The organism is Microbacterium sp. ProA8 (assembly GCF_039905635.1).
GTDB lineage: Bacteria > Actinomycetota > Actinomycetes > Actinomycetales > Microbacteriaceae > Microbacterium > Microbacterium chionoecetis.
Genome location: NZ_CP157000.1, coordinates 2,964,388 through 2,989,435, shown reverse-complemented (window position 1 = coordinate 2,989,435; position 25,048 = coordinate 2,964,388). Strand labels below are relative to the sequence as shown.

Annotated in this window: 22 protein-coding genes; 7 read left to right on the top strand and 15 right to left on the bottom strand. The window is 69.9% G+C overall.

Translation table 11 applies throughout. The annotated features are described in order from the left end of the window. Nucleotides 1-83: 83 nt before the first annotated feature. The gene (locus tag ABG085_RS13385) at nucleotides 84-1,733 is read right to left on the bottom strand and encodes a HAMP domain-containing sensor histidine kinase (protein ID WP_347979196.1); all 1,650 of its coding nucleotides are present in this window, start codon (nucleotides 1,731-1,733) and stop codon (nucleotides 84-86) included. A 123-nt stretch (nucleotides 1,734-1,856) separates the two neighbouring features. Then, complete coding sequence (locus tag ABG085_RS13380; RefSeq protein WP_163619645.1) at nucleotides 1,857-2,549, bottom strand: response regulator transcription factor; 693 nt, start codon at nucleotides 2,547-2,549, stop codon at nucleotides 1,857-1,859. Nucleotides 2,550-2,778: 229 nt separating this feature from the next. Between ABG085_RS13380 and ABG085_RS13375 the strand changes: the two genes are divergently transcribed. The 3 genes from ABG085_RS13375 (at nucleotide 2,779) to ABG085_RS13365 (ending at nucleotide 5,629) form a co-directional block, all read left to right on the top strand. Beyond that, on the top strand, nucleotides 2,779-4,017 hold the full coding sequence (locus tag ABG085_RS13375) for an FAD-dependent oxidoreductase (RefSeq protein ID WP_347976230.1): 1,239 nt from the start codon (nucleotides 2,779-2,781) through the stop codon (nucleotides 4,015-4,017). Between the two features lie 89 nt (nucleotides 4,018-4,106). Further along, nucleotides 4,107-4,922: a dihydropteroate synthase gene (gene folP, locus ABG085_RS13370; protein ID WP_347979195.1), complete on the top strand. Its 816-nt coding sequence runs from the start codon at nucleotides 4,107-4,109 to the stop codon at nucleotides 4,920-4,922. Then, entirely contained in the window at nucleotides 4,922-5,629 is a 708-nt protein-coding gene (locus ABG085_RS13365; RefSeq protein ID WP_347976229.1) for a pyrimidine reductase family protein, read from the top strand. Before folP ends, ABG085_RS13365 begins: the two co-directional genes overlap by 1 nt. Before the next feature lie 23 nt (nucleotides 5,630-5,652). Here the strand turns inward: ABG085_RS13365 and ABG085_RS13360 are convergent, their stop codons facing one another. The 3 genes from ABG085_RS13360 to ABG085_RS13350 all read right to left on the bottom strand — a co-directional run bounded on the left by ABG085_RS13360 (nucleotide 5,653) and on the right by ABG085_RS13350 (nucleotide 7,597). Then, nucleotides 5,653-6,201: a TetR family transcriptional regulator gene (locus ABG085_RS13360; RefSeq protein WP_347976228.1), complete on the bottom strand. Its 549-nt coding sequence runs from the start codon at nucleotides 6,199-6,201 to the stop codon at nucleotides 5,653-5,655. Between the two features lie 60 nt (nucleotides 6,202-6,261). After that, entirely contained in the window at nucleotides 6,262-7,089 is an 828-nt protein-coding gene (locus ABG085_RS13355; RefSeq protein ID WP_347976226.1) for an SDR family NAD(P)-dependent oxidoreductase, read from the bottom strand. A 142-nt stretch (nucleotides 7,090-7,231) separates the two neighbouring features. Then, nucleotides 7,232-7,597, bottom strand: a complete 366-nt coding sequence (locus ABG085_RS13350; RefSeq protein WP_347976224.1) for a VOC family protein — start codon at nucleotides 7,595-7,597, stop codon at nucleotides 7,232-7,234. Between the two features lie 227 nt (nucleotides 7,598-7,824). Between ABG085_RS13350 and ABG085_RS13345 the strand changes: the two genes are divergently transcribed. Next, on the top strand, nucleotides 7,825-9,612 hold the full coding sequence (locus tag ABG085_RS13345) for a bifunctional metallophosphatase/5'-nucleotidase (protein WP_347976223.1): 1,788 nt from the start codon (nucleotides 7,825-7,827) through the stop codon (nucleotides 9,610-9,612). Nucleotides 9,613-9,672: 60 nt separating this feature from the next. Here ABG085_RS13345 and ABG085_RS13340 read toward each other — a convergent pair whose 3' ends face one another. The 3 genes from ABG085_RS13340 to ABG085_RS13330 all read right to left on the bottom strand — a co-directional run bounded on the left by ABG085_RS13340 (nucleotide 9,673) and on the right by ABG085_RS13330 (nucleotide 13,543). Then, nucleotides 9,673-11,313: a DNA repair helicase XPB gene (locus ABG085_RS13340; protein ID WP_347976222.1), complete on the bottom strand. Its 1,641-nt coding sequence runs from the start codon at nucleotides 11,311-11,313 to the stop codon at nucleotides 9,673-9,675. A 218-nt stretch (nucleotides 11,314-11,531) separates the two neighbouring features. After that, nucleotides 11,532-13,274: a helicase-associated domain-containing protein gene (locus ABG085_RS13335; RefSeq protein ID WP_347976221.1), complete on the bottom strand. Its 1,743-nt coding sequence runs from the start codon at nucleotides 13,272-13,274 to the stop codon at nucleotides 11,532-11,534. A 5-nt stretch (nucleotides 13,275-13,279) separates the two neighbouring features. Beyond that, nucleotides 13,280-13,543 (bottom strand): multidrug ABC transporter ATPase, encoded by a 264-nt coding sequence (locus ABG085_RS13330; protein WP_163619631.1) that lies wholly within the window; start codon nucleotides 13,541-13,543, stop codon nucleotides 13,280-13,282. Between the two features lie 147 nt (nucleotides 13,544-13,690). Between ABG085_RS13330 and ABG085_RS13325 the strand changes: the two genes are divergently transcribed. Beyond that, nucleotides 13,691-14,074 (top strand): cold shock domain-containing protein, encoded by a 384-nt coding sequence (locus tag ABG085_RS13325; protein ID WP_308869876.1) that lies wholly within the window; start codon nucleotides 13,691-13,693, stop codon nucleotides 14,072-14,074. 265 nt (nucleotides 14,075-14,339) lie between these two features. Then, nucleotides 14,340-14,999: a DUF3027 domain-containing protein gene (locus tag ABG085_RS13320; RefSeq protein ID WP_347979194.1), complete on the top strand. Its 660-nt coding sequence runs from the start codon at nucleotides 14,340-14,342 to the stop codon at nucleotides 14,997-14,999. A 77-nt stretch (nucleotides 15,000-15,076) separates the two neighbouring features. Here the strand turns inward: ABG085_RS13320 and ABG085_RS13315 are convergent, their stop codons facing one another. The 6 genes from ABG085_RS13315 to ABG085_RS13290 all read right to left on the bottom strand — a co-directional run bounded on the left by ABG085_RS13315 (nucleotide 15,077) and on the right by ABG085_RS13290 (nucleotide 22,885). After that, on the bottom strand, nucleotides 15,077-17,380 hold the full coding sequence (locus ABG085_RS13315) for a glycoside hydrolase family 3 N-terminal domain-containing protein (protein ID WP_347976220.1): 2,304 nt from the start codon (nucleotides 17,378-17,380) through the stop codon (nucleotides 15,077-15,079). Beyond that, the gene (locus ABG085_RS13310) at nucleotides 17,377-18,432 is read right to left on the bottom strand and encodes an ABC transporter permease (RefSeq protein WP_347976219.1); all 1,056 of its coding nucleotides are present in this window, start codon (nucleotides 18,430-18,432) and stop codon (nucleotides 17,377-17,379) included. Before ABG085_RS13310 ends, ABG085_RS13315 begins: the two co-directional genes overlap by 4 nt. A 4-nt stretch (nucleotides 18,433-18,436) precedes the next feature. Beyond that, nucleotides 18,437-19,531 carry an ABC transporter permease gene (locus ABG085_RS13305; protein WP_347976218.1) on the bottom strand — a complete coding sequence of 365 codons (1,095 nt, stop codon included), beginning with the start codon at nucleotides 19,529-19,531 and terminating at the stop codon, nucleotides 18,437-18,439. Beyond that, nucleotides 19,528-20,337: an ATP-binding cassette domain-containing protein gene (locus ABG085_RS13300; protein WP_347976217.1), complete on the bottom strand. Its 810-nt coding sequence runs from the start codon at nucleotides 20,335-20,337 to the stop codon at nucleotides 19,528-19,530. Before ABG085_RS13300 ends, ABG085_RS13305 begins: the two co-directional genes overlap by 4 nt. Then, the gene (locus ABG085_RS13295; RefSeq protein ID WP_347976216.1) at nucleotides 20,334-21,158 is read right to left on the bottom strand and encodes an ABC transporter ATP-binding protein; all 825 of its coding nucleotides are present in this window, start codon (nucleotides 21,156-21,158) and stop codon (nucleotides 20,334-20,336) included. The genes ABG085_RS13300 and ABG085_RS13295 overlap by 4 nt, the downstream gene beginning before the upstream one ends. A 74-nt stretch (nucleotides 21,159-21,232) precedes the next feature. Further along, nucleotides 21,233-22,885, bottom strand: a complete 1,653-nt coding sequence (locus ABG085_RS13290) for an ABC transporter substrate-binding protein (protein WP_347976215.1) — start codon at nucleotides 22,883-22,885, stop codon at nucleotides 21,233-21,235. A 199-nt stretch (nucleotides 22,886-23,084) separates the two neighbouring features. On the opposite strand from ABG085_RS13290, the gene ABG085_RS13285 reads away from it, so the two are divergent. After that, nucleotides 23,085-23,810 carry a TetR/AcrR family transcriptional regulator gene (locus ABG085_RS13285; RefSeq protein WP_347976214.1) on the top strand — a complete coding sequence of 242 codons (726 nt, stop codon included), beginning with the start codon at nucleotides 23,085-23,087 and terminating at the stop codon, nucleotides 23,808-23,810. Here the strand turns inward: ABG085_RS13285 and serC are convergent. Continuing rightward, nucleotides 23,786-24,901, bottom strand: coding sequence for a phosphoserine transaminase (serC, locus tag ABG085_RS13280; RefSeq protein WP_347976213.1), 1,116 nt, complete (start codon nucleotides 24,899-24,901; stop codon nucleotides 23,786-23,788). The genes ABG085_RS13285 and serC overlap by 25 nt on opposite strands. Nucleotides 24,902-25,048 lie beyond the last annotated feature (147 nt).

The window sequence follows — 25,048 nt, the reverse complement described above, 5'->3', positions numbered from 1 at the left end:
TAAGCGCCCGCACGGCGCGGGACGCGGCATCCGTCGTCATCTGTGGACGGTGCGGCAGAGGCGTCGGCTGGGGAGGAGAGTCGTCACTCGGAGGCGTCGGCCAGGCGCGGCATCGGCTGCGTCAGAATGTCGATGTGCTCCGCAGCGGCGCGGGCATCAGCCAGCGGGAAGGCGACGCGGAACGTCGCGCCACCGCCCGGCGTGTCGACGACGTCGACCGAGCCGTGCAGCGCCTCGACGATCGACGCCACGATGGACAGGCCGAGTCCCGAGCCGCCCGTCTCGCGCGTGCGGGAGGTGTCGGCCCGCCAGAAGCGCTGGAAGATCTTGTCCTTGATCTGGTCGGGCACCCCCTCGCCGTGGTCGACGATCTCGATCCAGCCCATGCGGGCGCGGGCATCGACGCCGACGCGGAGCTCGATGGGCGAGTCCTCGGCGGTGAAGCGACGCGCGTTGCCCAGCAGATTCGCCACGACCTGGCGGATGCGGTTCTCGTCGCCGAGCACGACCGGCAGCAGCCCGTCGACCGGGAGGGCGTCGTCGGCTTGCGGAAGCAGGGGCGGCATGGCGGACGCGGCCGCGCCTGTCGCAGGCACCGGCTTGGGGCGCCGTCGCAGCAGCGACAGCGTCGCCCCGGCCCGCGAGATCGCGGACGGGCTGCCGGCACGCCGCTTGTCGTCGGGCGAGACGGTGGCCTCCGTTTCGGCCGGCGGGGCGGACTCCTCGATCGTGGTGTCGATGACGGTGACCGGTCGTGCCGGGGCGGCGGCGCGCACATCGAGCGCCGCATCCCGTGCGACGGGGCGCAGATCCACAGGGCCGATGACGACGTCGCGGCGTTCGTCGAGGCGGGCGAGGGCGAGCAGGTCCTCGACGAGAAGACCCATGCGGATGGCTTCCTTCTCGATGCGCTCCATGGACTGCGCGACGTCCTCGTCGCCGCGCACGGCGCCCATGCGGTAGAGCTCGGCGTAGCCGCGGACCGTGACGAGCGGGGTGCGCAGCTCGTGGCTGGCATCGCCGATGAACCGCCGCATCTGTCGCACGGTCGCATCGCGCTGCGAGATGGCGGCGTCGACACGGTCGAGCATCGCGTTGATCGCCGTCTTCAGGCGCCCGACCTCGGTGGTGGTGGGCTCGATGTCGGTCATGCGCAGACTGAAGTCTCCGGCGGCGATCGCGTCGGCGGTCGATTCGACCTGTCCGAGGCTCCGGAAGGTGAGGGTGACGAGGTAGCGGGTGGCGACCGCGCCGCCCACGAGGATCAGGATCGCGAGGATGCTGTAGATGCCGATGTACGACGCGATCGTCCGGTTCACGGTGGCCAGCGGCACAGCGACCATCTGCGAGTAGAGCAGGCCCGTGTTGGCCAGTTCCTGTACCGTGACGGTGGCACGGAACTCGGCGTCGCCGTCGGCCGAGGAGAGGGTCTCGATCTGGAGTTCCTGCGACTGCGCGGCGTCGAGCGGGAATTCGTCGGGGAAGGCGGGCTCCGGACCGCCTCGTCCGCCGGCCGTCTCCAGGAGAGTGCCGTGCGCCGGCTCGTACACCGCGACGAAGTAGTCCGTCGACGGAGCATTGCTGATGGGGTCGGCCTCGAGAATGCCCGCGTTGGCGCTCAGATCGAGCAGCGGGCTCGCGGCATCCGTCCGCGCAAGCGCGTCGACCTGGGCGTCGACGCCGTCGACGAGGGAGTTGCGCAGGAACGCCGCCGTGCCGACGCCCGCCGCGATGAGGCCGACCGCGAGGAGCGCGACAGTGACCCCGGTGACCTTCGCGCGCAGACTCGTGCCGCGCCACCACCGGGTGATCGCGTCGGGCTTCTGCGCCAGATCGTCCCCCTCGCTCGAGCCGCGCTACGCGGTCTTGCCGGCCTTCAGCATGTAGCCGAAGCCGCGCTTGGTCTGGATGAGCGGCTCGGTCGAGTGGGGATCGATCTTGCGGCGGAGGTACGAGATGTAGCTCTCGACGATGCCGGCGTCGCCGTTGAAGTCGTACTCCCACACATGGTCGAGGATCTGCGCCTTCGACAGCACGCGGTTGGGGTTGAGCATGAGGTAGCGCAGCAGCTTGAACTCGGTCGGGCTGAGGTCGATCGACGCGTCGCCGACCTGGACGTCATGCGTGTCCTGGTCCATCGTGATCTCACCGGCACGGATGACGGACTCCTCGTCGGCCTGCATCGTGCGGCGCAGGATGGCCTGGATGCGGGCGACGATCTCGTCGAGGCTGAAGGGCTTGGTGACGTAGTCGTCGCCACCGGCGTTGAGGCCGGTGATCTTGTCTTCTGTCTCGTCCTTCGCGGTGAGGAAGAGGATCGGCGCGGTGTAGCCGGCGCCGCGGAGGCGCTTGGTGACGCTGAACCCGTTCATGTCGGGCAGCATCACGTCGAGGATGATGAGGTCCGGCTCCTCTTCGAGGACGGCCGAGATCGTCTGAGCGCCGTTGGAGACGGCCCGTACCTGGAATCCGGCGAATCGCAGGCTCGTGATCAGCAGATCGCGAATGTTCGGTTCGTCGTCCACGACGAGGATGCGCGGTGCGGTCATGCCCTCATTATGTCGGCGGAACCCATGCGGCGTCTGGATATCGGTGCCGCGGCCCGAAAATCGTTCACACCTCGCTGGGGCGGTTCTCCCACCTGGAGCGGCCACTGCGGGGGCGAGGAAGGGTAGCGTCAGAGCCAGGCGAGCCGTGCGCTGTGGCGCGACGGATCGAGATGACGACGGCCCGTCGCGCGCCCCGGCTGACGCCTGCACGTCGACGAGAGGAGCCGTCATGAGCCACATGCTGATCATCGGGGGAGGCCTCGCCGGCGGTACGGCAGCCGAGGCTCTCCGCGAGGAGGGCTTCGACGGTGACATCACCCTCGTGGCCGCCGAGCCGCACCCGCCCTATCAGCGACCCCCGCTGTCGAAGGGGTATCTGGCGGGGAACGAGGGGCTGGATGCCGTCATCCTGCACCCCGCGGAGTGGTATGCCGAGCGCGGCATCCGTCTCATCACAGGCGTCGAGGCGACGCGGCTGGACCCCTCAGCCCACGCGGTCGAATTGGATGACGGCCGACGGCTGCAGTACGACGCGGTGCTGCTGGCGACCGGCGCCACCCCGCGCACGATCGGGCTGCCCGGGTCTCAGCTTCCCGGCGTCATGACGCTCCGCCGCCTCGAGAACTCGGACGCGCTCGCTGCGCGGCTGCGCGGCGGCGGGCAGCGGCTCGTGGTGATCGGGGGCGGCTGGATCGGCATGGAGGTCGCCGCCACCGCGCGCGGGTTCGGCAACGAGGTCGCCATCCTCGCGCGCGAAGACGTGCCCCTGGCCACCGCACTCGGCGCCGACATGGGCGAGGTGTTCCGTTCCCTGCATCTCGAGCACGGCGTCGATCTGCGCACCTCGGTCGCGGTCGAGCGGATCGCCGGTTCCGACCGTGCGGAAGGGGTCGTCGTCGATGGCGAGAGCCTCCCCGCCGATCTCGTGCTGGTCGGCGTCGGCGCCGCACCCGACACGAGGCTGGCCGAGAGCGCGGGCCTCGACATCCTGAACGGGGTCCTCACCGATGCGGCGCTGCGCACCAGCGCGCCCGACGTGTACGCCGCGGGGGACGTCGCCAATCCGTTCCATCCGGTCCTGCAGCGACACCTGCGCAGCGAGCACTGGGCCAACGCGCAGGGCGCGGGAAAGGTCGCGGCGCGATCGATGCTCGGCATGCCGGCATCCTTCGACGACATTCCGTACTTCTACACCGACCAGTTCGATCTCGGCATGGAGCTGTCGGGCTACCCGCCGCTGATGGCGGATGCCGAGCTCGTCGTCCGCGGCGATCTCGACGCCCGTGAATTCATCGCCTTCTGGGTCGACGCGCTCACCCCGACCGGCACGGGCCGCGTGGTCGCGGGAATGAACGTCAACGTGTGGGATGTCAACGAGACCGTCCAGGCCTTGATCAGGTCGGGGGAGCGGCTCGACGCGGAGCGCCTGCGGGACGAGGGCGTGCCGCTGGATAGCCTGCTGCCGTGACCCTCGCTTCCGATATATCCGCTGAACAGATCGCGGGGGTGCTCGACCTTCCCGGCGGACCCCTCGACATCTCGCGGCATGTCGCTGTCATGGCGATCGTGAACCGCACGCCCGACTCGTTCTATGACCGCGGTGCCACGTTCGCGCTCGACGCCGCGGTGGCCGCCGGCGTCGCGGCCGTGGCGGCGGGCGCCGAGATCGTCGACGTCGGCGGAGTGAAGTTCGCGCCGGGACCGCCGGTGCCCGTCGAGGAGGAGATCGCGCGCGTCGTGCCCGTTGTGCGCGAGTTGGCGCCGCTCGCGCGGGTCAGCGTCGACACGTTCCATCCGGAGGTGGCGCGCGCGGCCATCGAGGCGGGCGCCGCGATCATCAACGACACGACCGGCCTTCACGACCCCGCGATGGCCGATGTCGTCGCGCAGGGCGGCGCCGGGGTCGTCATCGCCCACAGCCTCGCGGCGCCTCGGACCTCGCATCCGCGTCCGCGGTACACGGACGTGGTCGGCGACGTCGCCGCGTTCCTCGCCGCTCGGCGGGAGTTCGCCCGAGACCGCGGCGTGCCGGACGCTCGAATCGTGCTCGACCCCGGGCACGACCTCAACAAGAGCACACGGCAGACGCTGGAGCTCACCCGCCGGCTGAGCGAACTGGCACCGCTCGGCGCGCCGCTTCTGGTCGCACTCTCGAACAAGGACTTCGTCGGCGAGACGCTCGACCGCGAGCGCGGCGACCGCCTCTCGGGATCGTTGGCGGCCGCCGTGTTCTGCGTGCTGCAGGGCGCGCGCATCGTGCGCGCGCACAACGTTCGCGAGACGGTCGACGCCATGCGCATGGTGGAGGCGATCCTCGGCTGGCGCGATCCGGTGTTCGAGCTGCACAACACCCGCGCGGAAGGGAACGTCTGATGCCGACTCGGCAGGAGCTCTTCGACGCATACGACCTGCCCGGTCGGAGCGAGCCACGGGTGCGCATGAACTTCGTCTCGAGCGCCGACGGCGCCGTCACGCTCGGGGGGCAGAGCGGCGCCCTCGGCGGCGAGACCGACCGCACGCTCATGCAGGTGCTGCGCGCGATGGCCGACGTCGTGGTGGTCGGCGCCGGCACCGTGCGTGCCGAGGGCTACGGCGGACTGCACGTCGACGCCGACCATGTCGAGTGGCGGCGCGCTCACGGTCTCGCAGATCAGCCGGGGCTCGCCGTGGTGAGTGGCGGCCTGCATCTCGAGCCCGGCGACTCCGTGTTCGCCGCGGCGGTAGGGCGCCCGCTGATCGTGACGACGGATGCCGCGGCCGACGCCCGCGGCGGCCGCTTCACGGAGGTGGCGGAGGTGCTCGCCTGCGGAGAGGAATCGGTCGATCTCGCGGCGATGCTCGAGTTGTTCGCGCGTCGGGGCTGGACCCAGGTGCTGTGCGAGGGCGGACCGCACCTCTTCGGCGCGCTGCTCGAGGCGGGGCTGGTCGACGAGGTCTGCCTCACCCTGGCACCCCGGTTCGTGGCCGGAGAAGCGGGGCGGATCGCTCAGGGCGGCGCGGAGTCCGACCGCCGGTTCTCCCTCGCCGGGGTCGTGACGGACGAGGACGGATTCGTCTTCCTGCGCTACGTCGCGGTGTGACGCCGTACCGGCGCGGATCGGCCTCAGTCGAGCGCGGCGCGCACGGCGCGCTCGATGACGGGCCGGATCTCGGCATCCGGATCCACGGTCATGCGATGAAGGACGAGCCCCTCACCGGTCGCCATCAGCGCCCGGGCAGCGTCCCGGGGGGAGCGCGCGCCGACGGCTGTCAGCAGGGCGATGGTCCAGTCCACGAAGACGCGACGCTGAGCGAGCAGCGGAGCCAGCAGCTCGGCATCGCCGGCGCACTCGAGGAAGATCGCGTAGCGCGTCTTCGTCCGCGAGGCGAGTGGCCCGGTCTGGAGCGCGATCGCACCGCTGAGCGCGTCGATGAGCTGCTCGGGCGTCTCGATGGCGGGCCTCTCGTCCGAGCCGAAATCGGCTCGCTCGCTCTCGGCGATCCACGTCACGACCCCGGCGATGAGCGCGTCACGCGTGCGGAACCAGTTCGACGTCGAGCCCTTCGGCAGCCCGGCCCGCTCGTCGACCCGGGCGTGCGTCAAAGCCCGGATGCCCTGCTCACCCACGAGCGCGACCGCGGCATCCAGCGCGCGGTCCCTCGTTGAAGCCATGTTCTGACGATAGGCGACGGATGAGCGCAGAGCGCCATCGCGTCGCCCGGGCTCAGTGGTTCACGTCAGACCCGCGATGCGGGCGCCGATGGCGTCTCCGGTGCGGGTCGGGAGAAGGGCGTGCATGGCGACCATCGTCCGTGCCGGAGCCCCCACCACGTAGCGGGCGCGCGGCCGCCGCGCGGTCAGCGCATGTTCTACCGCGCGCACGACGGCGTCGGGCGCTGCGGCCGATGATCCGAAGCGCGCGATGTTCTTGCGCAGTCCGACCACATGCTGCGCATAGAGCTTGCGGTGGTGCGGCGACATCCGCGCCTCCATGTCGTCGATCATGGTGTCGACCTCGCGCCAGGTCTCGGTATCGGTCGGCCCCGGTTCGACGACGCAAACGGCGATGTTCCACGGCCGAAGTTCCACCCGGAGAGCATCGGCGATCCCCTCCACCGCGCATTTCGAGGCGCAGTAGGCGCCCTCCATGGGGACGACCGACCGACTGCCGACCGACGAGACGAACACGATCCTGCCCGCTGCGGTGCGCAGTCGGGGCAGTACCGCCCGGGTGACGGCCACCGTGCCCACGACGTTGACCTCGAACTGCCTTCGAAGGTCGGCCGTGGTGAGCGCCTCGATCGGTCCCAGAGCGGCAGCCGCGGCGTTGTTGACGAGCGCGTCCAGACGGTCGGGCAGGACGTCGGCGAGGGCGTCGATCTGCGCCGGGTCGGTGACGTCGAGGCGGACGGCGGTGATGCGTTCGTCCGCCTCGGTGACGTCCTTCCAGTCAGCGAGGTCTCGGACCCCGGCGAAGACGGTCCACCCTGATCCTGCCAGCCGTCGTGCGACCGCTCTTCCGATCCCGCGCCTGGTCCCGGTGACGAGTGCTGTGGGCATGTCGTCGCTCCCTCCGCACCGCGGATGGCACCAACCTCGGCGGTGATACTACGAATGTAGTGTAGGAGTACTACCTTCGTAGTGCAACACGTTCGCCGGTCGGGAATGTCTCATCCGCGTAGCAGGGTTCGCGGCATCCACCTCAGGGCTGGTTGGGGTCGTGCGACCAGACGGCGAGCTCGTTGCCCGCGGGATCGACGAAGTGGAAGCGGCGTCCCCCGGGAAAGCGATAGATGTCGTGGCGGATCGTGCCCCCGGACGATGTCACGCGATCGCGCGCGGCCTCGAGATGGTCGACGAACAGCACCGCGAGGGGCGCGCGCTGCTGCGTGTCGTCTGCCGAACCGTTCAGACCCAGGGCGACGCCGCTGTCGGTGGTGTCGGCGTAGCCCTCGCCGTAGGACGTGAAGGACCAGCCGAACACCGCCTCGTAGAAGCCGCGTGCGGCGCTCAGCGTGGCGGGGTCGGCGGGGAGTTCCACGAGATCGACGCGATTGTTCTCTGGCATGCCCCCGTTCTACTCGCCCATTCCGACATCGGCCAGCGGAAGGACGGACGGGATTCGGCGGCGGCGAGGGTTCGCAGACAGGCGCACTCGTGCGCGCAGCGCACCCGGCATCCAATTTCCACTGTCGCGTCCGCGCGCGCTGTATTAGGTTCATCCTGATCGCGCCCACGAGGACGCGTGAACGCGGCGGGCTGAGGCGTCCGCCACGAAGGGGAGGGCCCTTGCACATGCGCTCGACATCCATCTCACGGCTGACCGGAGGAGCGGTCATCGCCGCGACCGCGGTCGCGCTGGCGCTCGCCGGTCCCGGCGCTGCGACCGCAGCGCCTGGCGACAAGAACACTCCGAACGGACCGGAGATCGAGATCCAGCTGCTGTCGTTCAACGACTTCCACGGCAACCTGGAGCCGCCCGCAGGCTCCAGCGGCCGGCTGAACCTGCCCGGCGGCGTGACGACCGACACCCTCACCCCTCCCGGGGTCGGCGGCGTCGAATACCTCGCCACCCACCTCGCGCAGGCGCGGCAGGGGCACGAGAAGAACTCCCTCACCGTCGCGGCGGGCGACCTCATCGGGGCCTCGCCGCTGCTGTCCGGCGCCTTCCACGACGAGCCGTCGATCGAGGCGCTCAACGCGCTCCACCTCGACGTCTCGGCCGTCGGCAACCACGAGTTCGACGAGGGCTATGTCGAGCTGCTCCGCATGGCGGACGGCGGCTGCCTCGACGACGGCGACGGCGCGAACAACCAGAACTCGTGCCCCGACGGCTCGTTCGCCGGGGCCGATTTCGACTTCCTCGCGGCGAACGTCGTCTACGACGGAACGAACGAGACGATCCTCCCCGCGTACTCCGTTGAGAATGTGCGAGGCGCCAAGATCGGCTTCATCGGCATGACGCTCGAGGAGACCCCCGACATCGTCACGGCGGCGGGCGTGGCCGGCCTGGACTTCAAGGACGAGGTCGAGACCGCGAACGCGCTGGTGCCGGTGCTCAGGGCCCAAGGCGTGAACGCGATCGTCGTGCTGATCCACCAGGGCGGCACGCCTCCGTCGAGCGCCGCCTACAACGCGGCCTGCGGCAACGGGGCGGAGATCGCGGCGAACAGCCCGATCATCCCCATCGCACAGAACCTCGATCCGGCGATCGACCTGATCGTGTCGGGGCACACCCACGCGCCGTACATCTGCAACATCAAGGACCCGGCCGGCCAGGACCGACTGGTCACGTCCGCCTCCTCCTTCGGTCGCCTGTACACCGAGACGAATCTCACCTACGACCGGCGCACGAAGGACATCGTGCGCACGTCCGTGGAGAGCGCGAACATGCTCGTGACGCGCAACGTGGACAGGGACCCGGTCCAGACGGATCTGATCGCCAAGTACAAGGAACTGGTCGCGCCGATCGCGAGTGAGGTGATCGGTTCGATCGCGAGCACCATCGACCGCACGACGAATGCGGGCGGCGAGTCGGCGCTCGGAGATCTGATCGCCGACGCGCAGCTGGCCGACCCGAGCGTCATCGGGCCGTACGCCGCGCCGCAGATCGCGCTGATGAACCCCGGCGGGATCCGCACCGATCTCACCTACAGCGCGTCGGCATGGGGCGAAGCGCCGGGTGAGGTCACCTACGAGGAGGCGTTCAACGTCCAGCCGTTCAACAACTACCTGGTCTCGCTCGACCTCACCGGCGCCGAGATCAAGCAGCTGCTGGTGCAGCAGTGGAGCGGCGCGAATGCCGCCCAGCCGAAGATCCTGCAGGTGAGCGAGGGCTTCGCCTACACGTACTCGGGCACCACGCTCGGCACGGTCACGCTGAACGGCGCGCCGTTGGTCGACACGACCGTGTATCGCGTCGTGACGAACAACTTCCTCGCGGGCGGCGGCGACGGGTTCCCGACGTTCCTGGCGGCCGACAACGTGTACTACGGCGGCCTCGACATCGACGCGTTCGCCGCGTACCTCAGCGCGAACAGCCCGTACGCGCCGACGCCGCTCGACCGCATCATCAAGCAGTAAGCACGGACGAACGGCCCGGCGCTGCCTCGCAGCGCCGGGCCGTTCGGCGTTCTCGGGGGCTCAGGCCGCCAGCGAGTGCGCGTCGAGGATCGTGTAGGCGTAGCCCTGCTCCGCGAGGAACCGCTGCCGGTTCTGCGCGAAGTCCTGATCCACGGTGTCGCGGGCGATCAGCGTGTAGAAGCTCGCCGTGTGGTTCGACTGCTTGGGGCGCAGCAGGCGTCCGAGACGCTGGGCCTCTTCCTGGCGCGAGCCGAACGACCCCGACACCTGGATGGCGACGGATGCCTCGGGCAGATCGATCGAGAAGTTCGCGACCTTCGACACCACGAGCACCGAGATCTCGCCCACGCGGAACGCCTGATAGAGCTGCTCGCGCTCGTCGATCGGAGTCTGTCCGGTGATCTTGGGGGCGTTCAGCGCCTCGGCGAGCACGTCGATCTGGTCGAGGTACTGGCCGATGATCAGGATGCGCTCGCCCTCGTGGCGCGCCACCAGGTCGCGCACGACGCCGATCTTCGCCGGTGCGGTCGCCGCGAGGCGGTACCGCTCGTCGTCCGCGGCCGCGGCGTACTCCAGGCGATCGCCGGCGGGCAGGTCGACCCGCACCTCGTAGCAGACGGCAGGGGAGATGAAGCCCTGGGCCTCGATCTCCTTCCAGGGCGCATCGAACCGCTTGGGGCCGATGAGGCTGAACACATCGCCTTCACGGCCGTCCTCGCGCACCAGCGTCGCGGTGAGTCCGAGCCGTCGTCGCGCCTGCAGGTCGGCGGTGAGCTTGAACACCGGCGCCGGGAGGAGGTGCACCTCGTCGTAGACGATGAGACCCCAGTCGAGCGCGTCGAGGAGGGCGAGGTGCGCGTACTGGCCTTTCCGCTTGGCGGTGAGGATCTGGTACGTCGCGATGGTGACCGGCTTGATCTCCTTGGTCTGACCGGAGTACTCGCCGATCTCCTCGGCCGTGAGCGACGTGCGCTTGAGGAGCTCGTCGCGCCACTGGCGGGCACTGACCGTGTTGGTCACGAGGATCAGCGTCGTGGTCTTGGTGTCGGCCATCGCGGCGGCGCCCACGAGGGTCTTGCCGGCGCCACAGGGGAGCACGACGACGCCCGATCCGCCCTGCGTGAAGATGTCGACGGCTTGCCGCTGGTACGGCCGCAGGTGCCAGCCGTTCTCGGCCAGGTCGATGGGATGGGGCGTCCCCGGCGTGTAGCCGGCGAGGTCCTCGGCCGGCCAGCCGATCTTCAGCAGCTCCTGCTTGATGTGGCCGCGCGCCCACGCGTCGATGATGAACGCGTCGGGGGAGGGACGGCCGATGAGCAGCGGCTGGATGCGCTTGTTCTTGGACACCTCCGCCAGGACCGCGGCATCCGTCGATCGCAGCACCAGCTCGCCGTCGTCGTTGCGCTCGATGACCAGGCGGCCGTAGCGCCCCACCGTCTCGGAGATGTCGATCGACACCGAGGGGGGCACCGGGAAGCGCGACCACCGGTCGAGCGTCGCCAGCATGTCCTCGGCGCCGTGGCCGGCGGCGCGTGCGTTCCACAGACCCAGCCGCGTGATGCGGTAGGTGTGGATGTGCTCGGGGGCGCGCTCGAGCTCGGCGAAGATCGCGAGTTCGTGCCGCGCGCTCTCGGCATCGGGGTGTGCGACTTCGAGGAGAACCGTGCGGTCGCTCTGGACGATGAGGGGGCCGTCAGCCATAACGTGCCAGTCTACCGGCGCTTTTCCGATGCCGGGTTCCACTGACGCGGCCTGCGACCGCCCGCGCGACGCGGCACTGCTCCCCGAGATCGGGGATCTGCGCCGAGACGTGGGGCGATGGCCTCGGTGTCGGCAGGAATCCCCGGTCTCGCGGCCGCGAGACGGGCCACCGGGCGCGGCCGGCCGCTGGGCGCCGACGGGCGGTGGATGCCGCAGCCTCAGACCGCGCCGACGCTCACGATGCTCGACACCGGCAGGGTCCGCTCGATGTCGGCGGCGCGGTCGCGGCCGCGCAGGCGGCCGCCGCCGAGGCCCGCCGCCTCGAGCGTGAACGCGCGCTCCGAACCGTCGGGCATGCGCACGACCACGACGATCTCGGCGCGTGCGCGCACCGCCTGCTCGAGTTCGCGCTCGAGCCAGCCGGCCTCGCCCTGGGTGCCGTGGCCGCCCCGCATCGTGCGGATCAAACGCGCGTACGTCGCCTCCGGGGCGGCGGCGGGGACCGACGGCGTGGCCGCGGTGCGGCGATGGATCGACTCGGGGGCACCCGTCGCGTCGAGCGCGACGACCGGGTACCGCGCGTCGGCGAGGCTCCAGTACACCGCGTCGCGGGCGACCCGCGACGAGAGCGCGTCGTCGCCCTCGAGCACGAGCAGACCCAGCGGGCGCAGCGCCTGGTCGATCGCGATGGCGTCCAGCAGGCCGGCATCCGAGCTCTCCACCCGCGTGCGTCCGGTGGCGTCGTCGGTGCGCACGCGCACCAGGCCGTGCCGCGCGGCCGTGCTCTCGATGAGGTAGTCCAGAGGCTGAGGGATGCCGGTGAGCGACAGTTCTGCGAGGAAGGCGCGCATCGACGCCGCCGTCTCGCCCTCGGTCATGCCGGCGCCGACCGATGACGCGGTGAACCGGTACGTCGACGCCTGCGCACGGGACTCGCGCACCGCGATCGAGCGCAGTCGCAGGTCGAGGGCGGGGGCGAGCGGCCCGGGGGCGATCGCCGTGAGGTCGGCCTGCAGGTAGACACGGTCGATCTCGGCGGGAAGATACGCGGCCATCGTCGCGGCGTCCGCGGGCTCGCCGGCACGAAGTGCGGCGGTCCACGGGAACTCGGCGGCGGAGTCCGCCGCGAACAGTCCCCACCGCACGCCCATGCGGCGCAACCGGTCGGCGCGGGCCGGCCACTCGGGGTCGAGCGGGTAGACATCGGGCCAGGCATCCGGGACGAGGAACCCGTTCGCCGGGGTCCGCAGGCCGTCGGGAAGCTCCGCGCGGAAGCCCTCCGCGATCGTCTCCCAGCGCAGCGGGGTGGGCGCCTCGAGCCACCGCTCGCCCGCCTCGGTCACCGTCCACTCGCGCTCGCGCGCGACGGCGAGCCCCGCGTCGGCGGCGGAGCCGAGAAGATCCTCGAGCTCGTCCGCGAACTCGAGCGCCCCGGCATCCGTGAGCCGTCGCCGATCCACCGCGCTGACGGGACCCGCACCCGTGCGCGCGAGGGGAGTGTGCAGGCACGCCAGCAGGATGTCGGCGAGCGAGCCGGCCGTCGTGAAGGCGCGTTCTGCGGCCGCGGCGGCGGCCTGCGTGTCGGCGGGAAGGGGTGCCGGAGGCGACGGCGTGGGCCGGAAGGCGTCGGGGGCTGCCGTCGCGGCTGCCGCCACACGCTCAGCGACCGGGGCGTACGCGCTGCCGTCCTCATCGACGAGGGCGAGCAGCGACGGTCGGCCGTCGCGCGTCCCGACGCCGTTGTCGGCGGGCGTGGCGCTGTGCAGGGCGATGAGGTCGCGTCGGTCGAGATGCGTCAGGGCGCGGTCGACGGATGCGGGGTCGAGCAGTCCCTCGGCGGCGTCGAAGAAGTCGTGCCAGCCGCTCTGGGGCGAGACGCCCCGGGCCGCGAGCGTCCGGGCGAGCGCAGCGTCACCGAGATCGGCGAGCCGCGTCGCGAGTGCGCGCGCGTCGGAGACCACGCGCGTCAGCCCCCTCGGTTGGCGCGAGCCCTTCGCACGAAGCTCATGATCAGGACCGCCAGCAGCAGCGCGAACGCCACGAGCGGTGCGATGTACACCAGCACGCCCACGAGGGGCCAGACGCCCGTGCGCATGTCGGCGCCGGAGGCGGACGCGATCATGATCGCGAAGAAGCTCAGGATCGAGAGCACAAGAAGGCCCAGCGACATGAAGGCCAGGATGCGGTCGATGCGGCGTACGGGAACGTCGCCGGCGGGGTTGGTGCTCATCCGTTCCAGCCTACTCGCTGGCGTCGGCGAGCCGGGGACGATCGTGCACCGGTCCGTTAGGCTGGGTGGTGGGGTTGGAAGACCCCGCTTTTGTCATGCTCTGTTTCGCCGCGGTGTTCGCGCGGCGACCGATCCAGCGAGGTTTCGATGCCCACCGGCAAGGTCAGGTTCTACGACGAGGAGAAGGGGTTCGGCTTCATCACCTCGGAAGACGGCCAGGACGTCTTCCTGCACGCCACGGCCCTGCCCCCCGGCACGCCCGCGCCCAAGGCGGGCACACGGCTCGAGTACGGCATCGCCGACGGCAAGCGCGGCCCGCAGGCACTCTCGGTGCGTGTGCTCGAGGCGCCGGTGAGTCTCGCGAAGCGCTCCCGCAAGCCCGCCGACGACATGGCGATCATCATCGAGGACCTCGTGAAGCTGCTCGACGGCATCGGCGGCGATCTGCGCCACGGCCGGTACCCGAGCGGTGCGCACGGCAAGAAGGTCGCCGCCGTGCTGCGCAAGGTGGCTGATGAGCTCGACGCCTGATCCGGCCGATCCTGCCGACGCCGTCACCGCAGTGGACGGCGAGTCCGGCGCGCCCTCGGACGAGTCGACGGTGACGGATGCCGCGGCCGCCGTCACCGACGAGGCCCCGGTCGACGAGCCGGAGTCGCGGGCGCCGGCGGAGCCGGAGGCGGCGTCCGCTTCCGCGGTCGAGGCACCCGAGCCCGAGCCCGAGCTTGAGCCCGCACCCGAGCCCGAGCCCGAGCTTGAGCCCGCGCCCGAGCCCGAGGCTGAGCCCGACCCGCAGCTGCTGGCGGCGCACGACCTCGCCCTCGCGGCGCTGCGCGAGATCACGCCGGAGGCGACGGTCGGCGCGCCCGCGGACTACCGTGTGGAGGCCGGCGGCGTGGTCTCGCTGCGGTTCGCCAACCGGCTCCCGGGCTACCCCGGGTGGTTCTGGACGGTGAGCATCGCACGCGTCGAGGACGCCGAACCGACGGTGCTCGAGGCCGAGCTGCTCCCCGGCGACGGCGCGCTGCTCGCACCGGACTGGGTGCCGTGGGCCGTGCGGCTCGCCGACTACCACGCCGCGCAGGCGGCGATCGCCGAGGCCGCCCAGGACGAGGACGACGAGGACCTCGACGACGAGGACCTCGACGACGTCGAAGACCTCGATGCGTCGGACTTCGACGACGACGGGTCGCCCATCCTCCACGCCGGCGATGTCGACGGTGTCGACATCGACGAGCTCGCCGAGGCCGGCGCGGACGACGATGAGGACTTCGACGACGAGGACGACGAGGACGACTCCGACGAGGACGACGACTCCGACGACGAGGACGACGACTCCGACGACGAGGACGACGACTCCGACGACGAGGACGACGACGCCGACGAGGACGACGACGCCGACGAGGACGACGACTCCGACGACGACGACTCCGAGGACGACGACGAGCGCGACTGAGCCGACGGCTCGACGCTGGAAAGGGGAGATTCCCGCGGCCCGCAGCGCCGCGGAGATCTCCCCTTTCGCCGTTCCTGTCAGCTCGCCGACCCGTCGGCCACCAGGAAGTGGGCGCTGAGGAGCACGTCGTCGCGGGACGACGGTCCGACCAGCAGTTCGAACTCTCCGGCCTCGACGATGCGCCGGCCCGCGGCATCCACGATCGTGCACTCCGCCACCGGCAGCGACAGCTCGACCGTCACGGTCTCGCCGGGCTGCAGGTCGACGTGGCGGTACGCCTTGAGCTCCTTGTCGGCCCAGCTGACCGAGGTGATGACGTCGCGCACGTAGAGCTGCACGATCTCGTGTGCGGGGCGCGCGCCGGTGTTGCGCAGCTCGACCGTCGCGCGCACGGTGTCGTCCGGGCCGAGCTCGGTGTCGACGATGCGCAGGCGGTCGTACTCGACGGTGGTGTACGAGAGTCCCTCGCCGAACGCCCACGCGGGCGACTGGGTGAGGTCCGCGTAGCGGTTGCCGTGCTGACCGCGGATCTGGTTGTAGAAGATCGGCAGCTGGCCGACGTGACGGGCGAACGAGATCGGCAGACGCCCGGTGGGCTCGATGAGACCGAGCGCGAGCTCGGCGACCGCGCGGCCGCCCTGCATGCCGGGCGACGCGGCCCAGATCACCGCGGCCGCCCGTTGCGCCGACGGCGGCAGTACCAGCGGCTTCGACGCCACGAGCACGATCACGAACGGCGTGCCGGCCACCGCGAGCGCATCGAGGAGCGCGATCTGCCCGCCGATGAGGTCGAGGGTCGCCGTCGAGCGCCCCTCTCCCACGAGTTCGATCACGTCGCCGACGACCACCACCGCGACATCGGCGGCCCGGGCGGCGGCGACGGCTTCGGCGATCAGCGCGTCGTCGGGCGGTGAGGGTACGACGATCTGCGGGCGCGGCTGGCCGTCGGGGAAGAACGCGCCTGCGGGGTCCTCTTCGAGCGTCAGCACGTCGGCGCCGCGCGCGTGCGTGACCTTCCAGCCGGCGGGTGCGTATGAGCGGAACCCGTCGAGGACGGTCGTGATCATGTCGCGCGGCTGGCCGGCCAGCCATCCTGCCTGGCCGGAACCGCCTGCCCAGTCGCCGAGCTGCGTCTGGGCGTCGTCGGCGAGGGGGCCGATCACCGCGACGCGACGGGCTCCGGCGGCTCCAGGCAGAGCACGACCGCCGGCATCCGCCGTGTATCCGCCGTCGAGGGGCAGGAGGCCGTCGTTGCGCAGCAGCACGATGGATCGACGCGTGAGGTCCAGGTTCAGCGCCTGGTGCTCGGCGGTCGCGATCTCGCTCGCGATGCGGGCGTCGTCGGGGAGGCGCGGATCAGCGAAGAGGCCGAACTCGAACTTGAGCAGCAGGATGCGCGCCACTGCGCGGTCGAGCGCCTCCTCGGTCAGCAGCCCCCGTGCGAGAGCGTCGAGGGCGCCCTGGAAGAATCCCGGCGTCGTCATGATCATGTCGTTGCCGGCGTTCACCGCGGCGGCCGCGGCGTGCGCGTAGTCGGGTTGCACCCGCTGCTCCCACACCATGCGGCCGACATTGTCCCAGTCGGTGATCAGCGTGCCCGTGTAGCCCCACTCGCCGCGCAGCACATCGTTGAGCAGCCAGTCGTTCACCGTGATCGGCACGCCGTCGGTGCTCTGGTAGCCGATCATGAAGGTGCGGCATCCCTCCTTCGCCACCCGCTCGAACGGCGGCAGGAACCACGAGCGCAGCTTGCGGCGCGACAGGTCGGCCTCGCTCGCGTCGCGCCCGCCCTGCGTCTCGGAGTAGCCGGCGAAGTGCTTCGCCGTCGCGAGGATCGCGGTGGGGTCCGAGAGACCGCCGCCCTGGTAGCCGCGCACCATGGCGGAGGCGAGCTCCCCGATGAGCAGCGGGTCCTCACCGAACGTCTCGTCGACGCGGCCCCAGCGCAGATCACGCGCGATGCAGAGCACCGGCGAGAACGTCCAGTGGATGCCGGTCGCCGCGACTTCGACGGCCGTCGCGCGCGCGGCCCGCTCGACGAGATCGGCGTCCCACGATGCCGCCATGCCGAGCTGCGTCGGGAAGATCGTGGCGCCCTCCCAGAACGAGTGGCCGTGGATGCAGTCCTCGCCGACCAGCAGCGGGATCTGCAGCCGCGTCTGCAACGTCAGCTCGCGCGCACGCAGCACGCGTTCGGGCGACGTGTGCAGGATCGAGCCGACGTGCTTGCGCAGCACATGGTCGTCGAGGTCGTCGCGCGCGTCGAGCTGCATCATCTGCCCGACCTTCTCTTCGACCGTCATGCGGCCGAGGAGGTCCGTGATGCGGTCGGCCACCGGCAGCGCCTCGTCGAGATAGTTCGGGACGGTCGCGGTGGTCACGCGTTCTCCTGGGTCTTCGTGTTCGTGCGCACGACCGTGACGGTGTCGTTCACGTTCATGCCCTTCTTCTTCATCGCGCGAGCCCGCTCGCCGGCGGAGCGCAGGCGCGGATTGACGTACTCGTCGATGCCGAAGTTGATGAGCGACAGTGCGACGCCGATCGCCGCGATGCACAGGCCCGGAGGCAGGAACCACCACCACTGGCCCTGCCGGAACGCCCCCTGGGCGCTGGCCCAGTTGAGGATCGTGCCCCAGTTGTAGGTCGTCACCGGGATGACCCCGATGAACGACAGCGTCGTGAGGCCGATGATCGCGGCCGTCACCGTGCCGACGAAGCTCGCGGCGATCAGCGCCATCAGATTGGGAAGCATCTCGACCGTGATGATGCGGCGCAGCGGCTCGCCGTTGGCCTTGGCAGCCTGGACGAAGTCGCGGCTGCGCAGCGACATCGTCTGTGCGCGCAGCACCCGCGCTCCCCATGCCCAGCCGATGAGACCGAGCACCAAGGCGATGACCCACAACGGCGGGTCCTCGAACATGGTCGCCACGATGATGATGAGGGGGATGCCCGGGATCACGAGGAAGACGTTGGTGAGCGCCGAGAGTCCCTCGCTGCGCCACCCGCGCAGGTAGCCCGACATGACGCCGACGACGATCGCGATGATCGTCGCGATGATCGCGGCGAGGAAGCCGACGACGATGACGCCACGGGTGCCGTGGATGACCTGGCTCAGCACGTCCTCGCCGATGTGCGTGGTGCCGAGCCAGTGCTCGGCCGACGGCGGCTGGAAGCGGGCGGTGTTGTCCACCTTCGTCGGCGAGTAAGGCGCGAGGACGTCGGCGAAGATCGCCACGAGTACGAAGAACCCGAGGATCGACAGGCCCGTGATCGATTTGCCGTTTCCGAACATGGCGAAGGCGGAGCCGAGCTTCGACCGGAACGTCGGCCTCTTGTGCGGGGCCGTTCCGCCGGAGCGGGGAGTGCGGACCGTCGCGGTCGTGGGGGTGTTCGCGGGGCGTCTGGTCATCGTGTCGTCGGCGATCGTGTCCATGTTTTCAGGCCTCCGTCTGGCGCGTGCGCGGGTCGAGGAATGCGTAGGCGATGTCGGCGAGGAGGTTCGCGACGAGCACCGAGATCGTGATCACGAGGAACACTCCCTGCATGAGGGCGAAGTCCTTCGCATTCGTGGCGTCGAGCAGCAGTTTGCCGACGCCGGGATAGCTGAAGACGACCTCCATGACGATCGTGCCGCCGACGATGAATCCGAGGGCCAGCGCGAAGCTCTGGATCTGGGGCAGCACCGCGTTACGTGCGGCATAGCGCCAGAGCACGCGCCTGTTCGGCATGCCCTTGGCCTGCGCGACCGTGACGTAGTCCTCGTCGAGCACGGTGAGCATCATGTTGCGCATGCCGAGCATCCAGCCGCCGAGCGAGGCGAGGATGATCGTCGCCGCCGGCAGGAAGCCGTGATGGATGACGTCGCCGATGAACTCCGCGGACCACTCGGGTCTGACTCCGACGCCGTAGGCCTTGCCGATCGGGAACCATCCGAGCGTCACCGAGAACACCGAGATGGCCAGGAGGCCGAGCCAGAAGTACGGGATGGTGCTGAAGAACGTCGTGATGGGGACGAGGGCGTCCAGCCGGCTGCCGCGACGCCATCCCACGATCGCACCGCCGATGGTGCCGATCGCGAACGCGGCGAACGTCGCGACGCCGACGAGGCCCACCGTCCAGATCAGTGACTGGCCGACCACTTCGGTGACGGGCCGCATGCCGTGCAGCAGCGAGATGCCGAGGTCGCCGCGCAGGAGCAGAGCCCAGTAGTCGAGGTACTGCTGCCAGAGCGACGCGTCGGTGTCGAGACCGAGCAGTGCGCGCAGCGCCTCGGCCGCTTCGGGCGAGACGTTGCGGTTGCGGGCGAGGTACGCGTCCACCGCGTCGCCCTTCATCAGCCGAGGCAGGAAGAAGTTGATCGTGATGGCCGCCCAGAGCGTGAACAGGTAGAACACGGCGCGACCGCCGAGGAAGCGCCACGGGATGCGGGAGCGGCCCTTGACGGCACTCGTCGCCGTCGTTCCCGCCTCGATCGCATCGAAGTTTGCTGTGCGCGTCTCTGCAGGGGGGAGCTGGGGGGCGACGGCGCTCACTTCTCACCTCCGAGGATGCCTGCTGCGTGTGCGAAGAACGAGTCGGGATCGGGGGATGCCGCACGCAGCTCTTGGGTATAGGGGTTCTGCGGACGCAGGATCACGTCGTCGGCGGGACCGCGCTCGACGACGCGTCCCTGGTTGAGCACGAGGATCTCGTCGCTGAAGTGACGTGCGGTTGCGAGGTCGTGCGTGATGTAGAGCACGCCGAGACCCTCTTCGCGCTGCAGGTCTGCGAGCAGGTTGAGCACACCGAGGCGGATCGACACGTCGAGCATCGAGACCGGCTCGTCGGCGACGAGCAGCTTTGGGCGCGATGCCAGCGCGCGCGCGATCGCGACCCGCTGACGCTGACCCCCTGAGAGCTCATGCGGGCGGCGGTCGATGACCTGATCGGCGTCGAGCCGCACGCGGCCGAGTATTCGCCGAACCTCGTCGTCGAGCTGATCCTTCGGCACGACCTTGTCGAGCTGGAGGGGGCGCTGGATCGCGTACCGGATCGAGTGGTAGGGATTGAGCGACGCGAACGGATCCTGGAACACCATGCGCAGCTGCTGGCGGTATGTGCGCAGGGCTTTGCCGCGGCGGGGGAGCGGCTGGCCGTCGAGGCGCACTTCGCCGCTCGTGGGAGTCTCGAGCTGGGTGAGGATCTTGGCGATGGTCGACTTGCCGCTGCCGGACTGGCCGACGAGGCCGATGGTCTGGCCCGAGTGGAGCGTGAAGCTCACGTCGTCGAGGGCGTTTATCTGGCCGGCGCCGCGCACCGAGTAGGTCTTGGTGACGGCGTCGAATTCGAGGACGGTCATCGGTGGACCACCCCTCTCTCTCCGGTGAGGCGGGGGAACGATGCGAGCAGCGTCCGCGTGTATTCGTCCTGTGGGTCGGTCCAGATGCGCTCTGCGGTGTCGAGCTCGACGATCTCGCCTTCCCGCATGATGGCGATGCGGTCGCTGATCTCGAGCAGCAGGGGCAGGTCGTGCGTGATGAAGATCACCGAGAACCCGAACTCGCGGCGCAGGTGCGAGATCTGTCGCAGGATCTCGCGCTGCACGAGCACGTCGAGCGCGGTGGTCGGCTCATCCATCACCATGAGCTGCGGGCGCAGGGCGAGCGCCATCGCGATCATGACGCGCTGGCGCATGCCGCCGGACAGTTCGTGGGGGTACGAGCGGTAGCGCTGTGCGCCGACCTTGACGATCTCGAGAAGCTCGACGACCGCCTCGCGGCGCTGGGCGCCGGTGAGGTTCGGCCGGTGGATCTCGAAGACGTCCTCCAGCTGGGACCCGACGGTCGCAACGGGGTTGAGCGAGTTCATCGCGCCCTGGAAGACCATCGAGACCTTGTCCCAGCGGAACCGGCGCATCTCCTCGGCGTCGAGGCTGTTGACGTCGACATCCTCGCCGTCCGCATCGTGGAACATCACCGAGCCGCTCGTGATGACGGCCGGTGGCTTGAGCAGGCGCTGGATGCCGTACGCGAGGGTGGTCTTGCCGCACCCGCTCTCGCCGGCGAGTCCGAGGATTTCACCGCGCTGGAGTTCGAGGGTGACGTTCTTGACCGCTTTCACGGGGGGATCGACATCGTAGACGATCGAGAAGTCGTGGACGGAGAGCAGCGGATCATGCATCGATGCTGGTTCGCTTTCGTGAGGGTGACGTGCAGGCGGGGCGGATGCCGCGCATCCGCCCCGCCTGCCGGACATCATTCGGCAGGCTTCAGCTTCGTCAGAATCTGAACCACAGCCGGCTGCGTCGGGTCCGCCGATGCGTACTGGTCCTCCTCCGAGGGCCAGCCGACGTAGTTGCGGGTGTTGAACTCGCCCAGCAGCGGGTGGGAGCCGAGCGGGATGGCCGGCACGTCCGTGGCGAATGCCTTCTCCATCACGGCGACGGCGGCGGTGCGCTCCTCGTCCGACGAGGTGTTCGCGTAGGTGTTGAGCGCCTCGGTGACGGCCGGGTTGTCGTAGCGGCCGAAGTTGAACTGCGCCTTGCCGTCGACGATCCACTTCGGATCCATCGTGGAGGTGTAGAGGCCGTAGGCGTTGCCGGTGTCCTCCAGCCAGTGGATGATCATGTCGAACGTGCCCTCCTGGCGAGCCGCGTCCCAGCCGCCCCAGTCAGGCTGGTCGACCTTGACCTCGATGCCGAGGCCCTCGCCGAGTTCCTCGGCGATGAGCGCCTGCTCGGTGTTCCAGTCGCTCCAGCCGGCGGGCACGGAGATCGAGAACGAGACGGCCTCGCCGTCCGGGTCGATCAGCTTCTCGTCCTTCCAGGTGTAGCCCGCGTCGGTGAGGATCTGCTTGGCCTTGTCGGTGTCCACGCTGTAGACGGCGCCCTCGTACTCCGCGTCGATCTCGTCGGCGAGCAGGTCTCCGAGGCCGGTGACGCTCCAGATGGGCGTGCTCGCGCCTTCGCGTGCCACGTCGACGTACGCCTGACGGTCGATGGTCCACGCGATCGCCTGACGCAGGGCCGGGTCGTTGAACGGCTTGGTCTGCAGGTTCATGAACAGCGTGCCCGCGCCCGCAGTGGGGGAGGCGAGGAACTGGTTGTCCTCGTCGGCGGCCAGGAAGCTGTCCTCGATCTGCGGGATGAACGCCTGCGCCCAGTCGGCCTCCTCCGAGACGAGCGCCGTCGTCAGGGCGGCGTTGTCGCCGTACGACACGTAATTCAGCTGGGGAACCGCCAGGTCGCCGCCCCAGTAGTCGGCGTTGGCCGTGAGGGCGACGGACTCGGTCGTCCAGCTGTCCAGCACGTACGGGCCGGTGCCGACGGCCGCGCCCTCGTCCGTCAGCGGGTCGGTGTTGGGGTCGTCGATGTTCTCCCAGATGTGCTCGGGGACGATCGGCGTGTGCAGCACGCGGGCCTGCGCCGTGTACTTCGAGTCGGCGAACTTCAGGACGACGGTGTCGCCGTCGGAGGTCGCGCTCTCGAGATTGAGGGCCGACGTGTCGTTCAGCGTGCCGTCGATGTACATGTTGAAGGTGAAGACGATGTCGTCGGCTGTGAAGGCCTCGCCGTCGCTCCAGGTGACATCGGCGCGTGGGACGACGGTCAGCTCGGTGTAATCGTCGTTCCACTCCACCGACTCGGCCAGCCACGGGGTGGTGCCGAGGTCGCCCGTGGGGTTCACGAGTGCCAGCGGCTCGAAGATGACCTTGGCGTAGCCGTACTTCGAGGCGGACGAGTCGCCGAGGTAGGGGTTGTGGGACTCGGTGGTGATCGCACCGTCGGGCTTGGCGATGGTGAGCGCCGCACCCGCCGAGTTGTCATCGTTGCCGCTTCCACCGGCGCAGCCGGTGAGCACCAGCGCCGCGGCGACACCGACGGCGGCGAGGGATGTTCTGAGCCTCATTGCTTCTCCTTGATGTGAGCACGACATCGTGTCTCCCCAGGAGGGGTGACGACGGCGTCAGGGTGATTGCCGGATCAACTTACAATCAAGTAAGTAATCTTTGCAAGTAGGCTTCACCCGCGGCCCCGGATGGCCGTCGATAAACTCGCACACACCGGTTCATGCGCCCGGAAAACCGCGGATGAGAAGGGGGTCCCCGATGGCTGTTCAGCGACGACAGCCGCGCTCGCGGCCCGAGACGCTCGCCCGCCGGCGCGACATCCTCGACGCCGCGGTCGAGATCTTCGGCAGCAAGGGCTTCACCGGCGGCACCCTGCAGGACATCGCCGACCAGGTCGGCATGACGCACGCCGGGATCCTGCACCACTTCGGCTCGAAGGACCAGCTGCTCATCGAGGTCCTCCAGCACCGCGACGAGACCGACGTGGCCGACCTCGAAGAGCAGCACATCCCCGACGGAATGCCGTTGTTCCGCCACCTCGTGCGCACGGCCTTCGTCAACGCCCATCGCGCCGGGATCGTCCAGGCCTACGCGGTGTTGTCGGCCGAGTCGGTGACCGACGGCCACCCCGGCCGCGAGTTCTTCGAGAAGCGGTACCGCACACTGCGGTCCGAGGTCGCGCACGCCTTCGAGGTGGTCTGCGCCGAGCGGGGCGTCACCGAGCCTGCGACGGTCGGGCTGGCCTCGGCCAGCATCCTGGCCGTCATGGACGGTCTGCAGGTGCAGTGGCTCCTCGCCCCTGATGCGGTCGACCTCGCACGCGCGTCCGAGTTCGCCATCGAGGCGATCGTCTCGGCGGTGCTGTCCCCATCGCCGTCACCGCTGGCAGACGGCGCCGGCGACACGGACCCGATCCGGACGGATGCCGCGGGCAGCGGCATCCGTCCGGATTCCGCCGTTCAGCCCAGTCGCTCGACCGTGTAGTCGATGCAGCGGGTGAGCTGACGCACGTCTTCGGGCTCGATCGACACGAACGTCGCGACGCGCAGCTGGTTGCGGCCGAGCTTGCGGTACGGCTCGGTGTCGACGATGCCGTTCTCGCGGAGGCTCTTGGCGACGGCTGCGGCATCCACCGTCTCGTCGAAGTCGATGGTCACGACGACGGGGGAGCGGTCGGCCGCGTCGGCGACGAACGGCGTGGCGAACGCGGATGCCTCGGCCCAGTCGTACAGCGCCTGCGACGACTCGCGGGTGCGGGCGTCGGCCCACTGCAGGCCGCCCGACGAGAGGATCCAGTCGAGCTGCTTGTCGAGGAGGAACAGCGTCGCGAGCGCCGGGGTGTTGAGGGTCTGGTTGAGTCGCGAGTTGTCGAGGGCGTTCTTGAGGCTCAGGAACTCGGGGATGTAGCGACCCGACGCCGCGATGCGCTCGATGCGCTCGATCGCCGCCGGCGAGACGAGCGCGAACCACAGGCCGCCGTCCGAGCCGAGGTTCTTCTGGGGTGCGAAGTAGTAGACGTCGGCCTCGTGCACCGAGAAGTCGATGCCGCCCGCCGCACTCGTCGCGTCGATGACGGTGAGGGCGCCCTCGTCGCCGTGCACGCGCGTGACCGCGGTGGAGACGCCGGTGGAGGTCTCGTTGTGCGGCCAGGCGTAGACGTCGATGCCCTCGACCGCTTCGGCGACCGTGCTGGTGCCCGGCTCGGCCTTGCGGACGTCGGGAGCCTCGAGCCAGGGCGTCTTCGCCGCGGCGGCGAACTTCCCGCCGAACTCGCCGAACACGAGGTTCTGGCTGCGCTTCTCGATCAGGCCGAACGCCGCGGCGTCCCAGAATGCGGTCGAGCCGCCGTTGCCGAGGATCACCTCGTATCCGTTCGGCAGGCGGAACAGCTGGTTCAGCTCGGCGCGCACCTGGCCCACCAGGTTCTTGACGGGCGCCTGGCGGTGCGACGTGCCCAGCAGCGCCGAGCCTGGTCCTGCGAGCGCCTCGAGGTGGGCGGGCGCGATCTTCGACGGGCCGCACCCGAAGCGTCCATCGGCGGGAAGGATCTCACGGGGCAGGAGGACGTGGGCCATGCGTCGATTCTAGAGAGGCCCGCCCTGCAGCCCCGCCCCCGTGACAGCCTGTGACGCGCGCGAGGCCCCGCGCGGCGGTGACTGCGGGTCGCAGCATCCGTCGTCAACAGGTCAACCGGGCTTCCACAGGACGTTGGAACCTTCCAA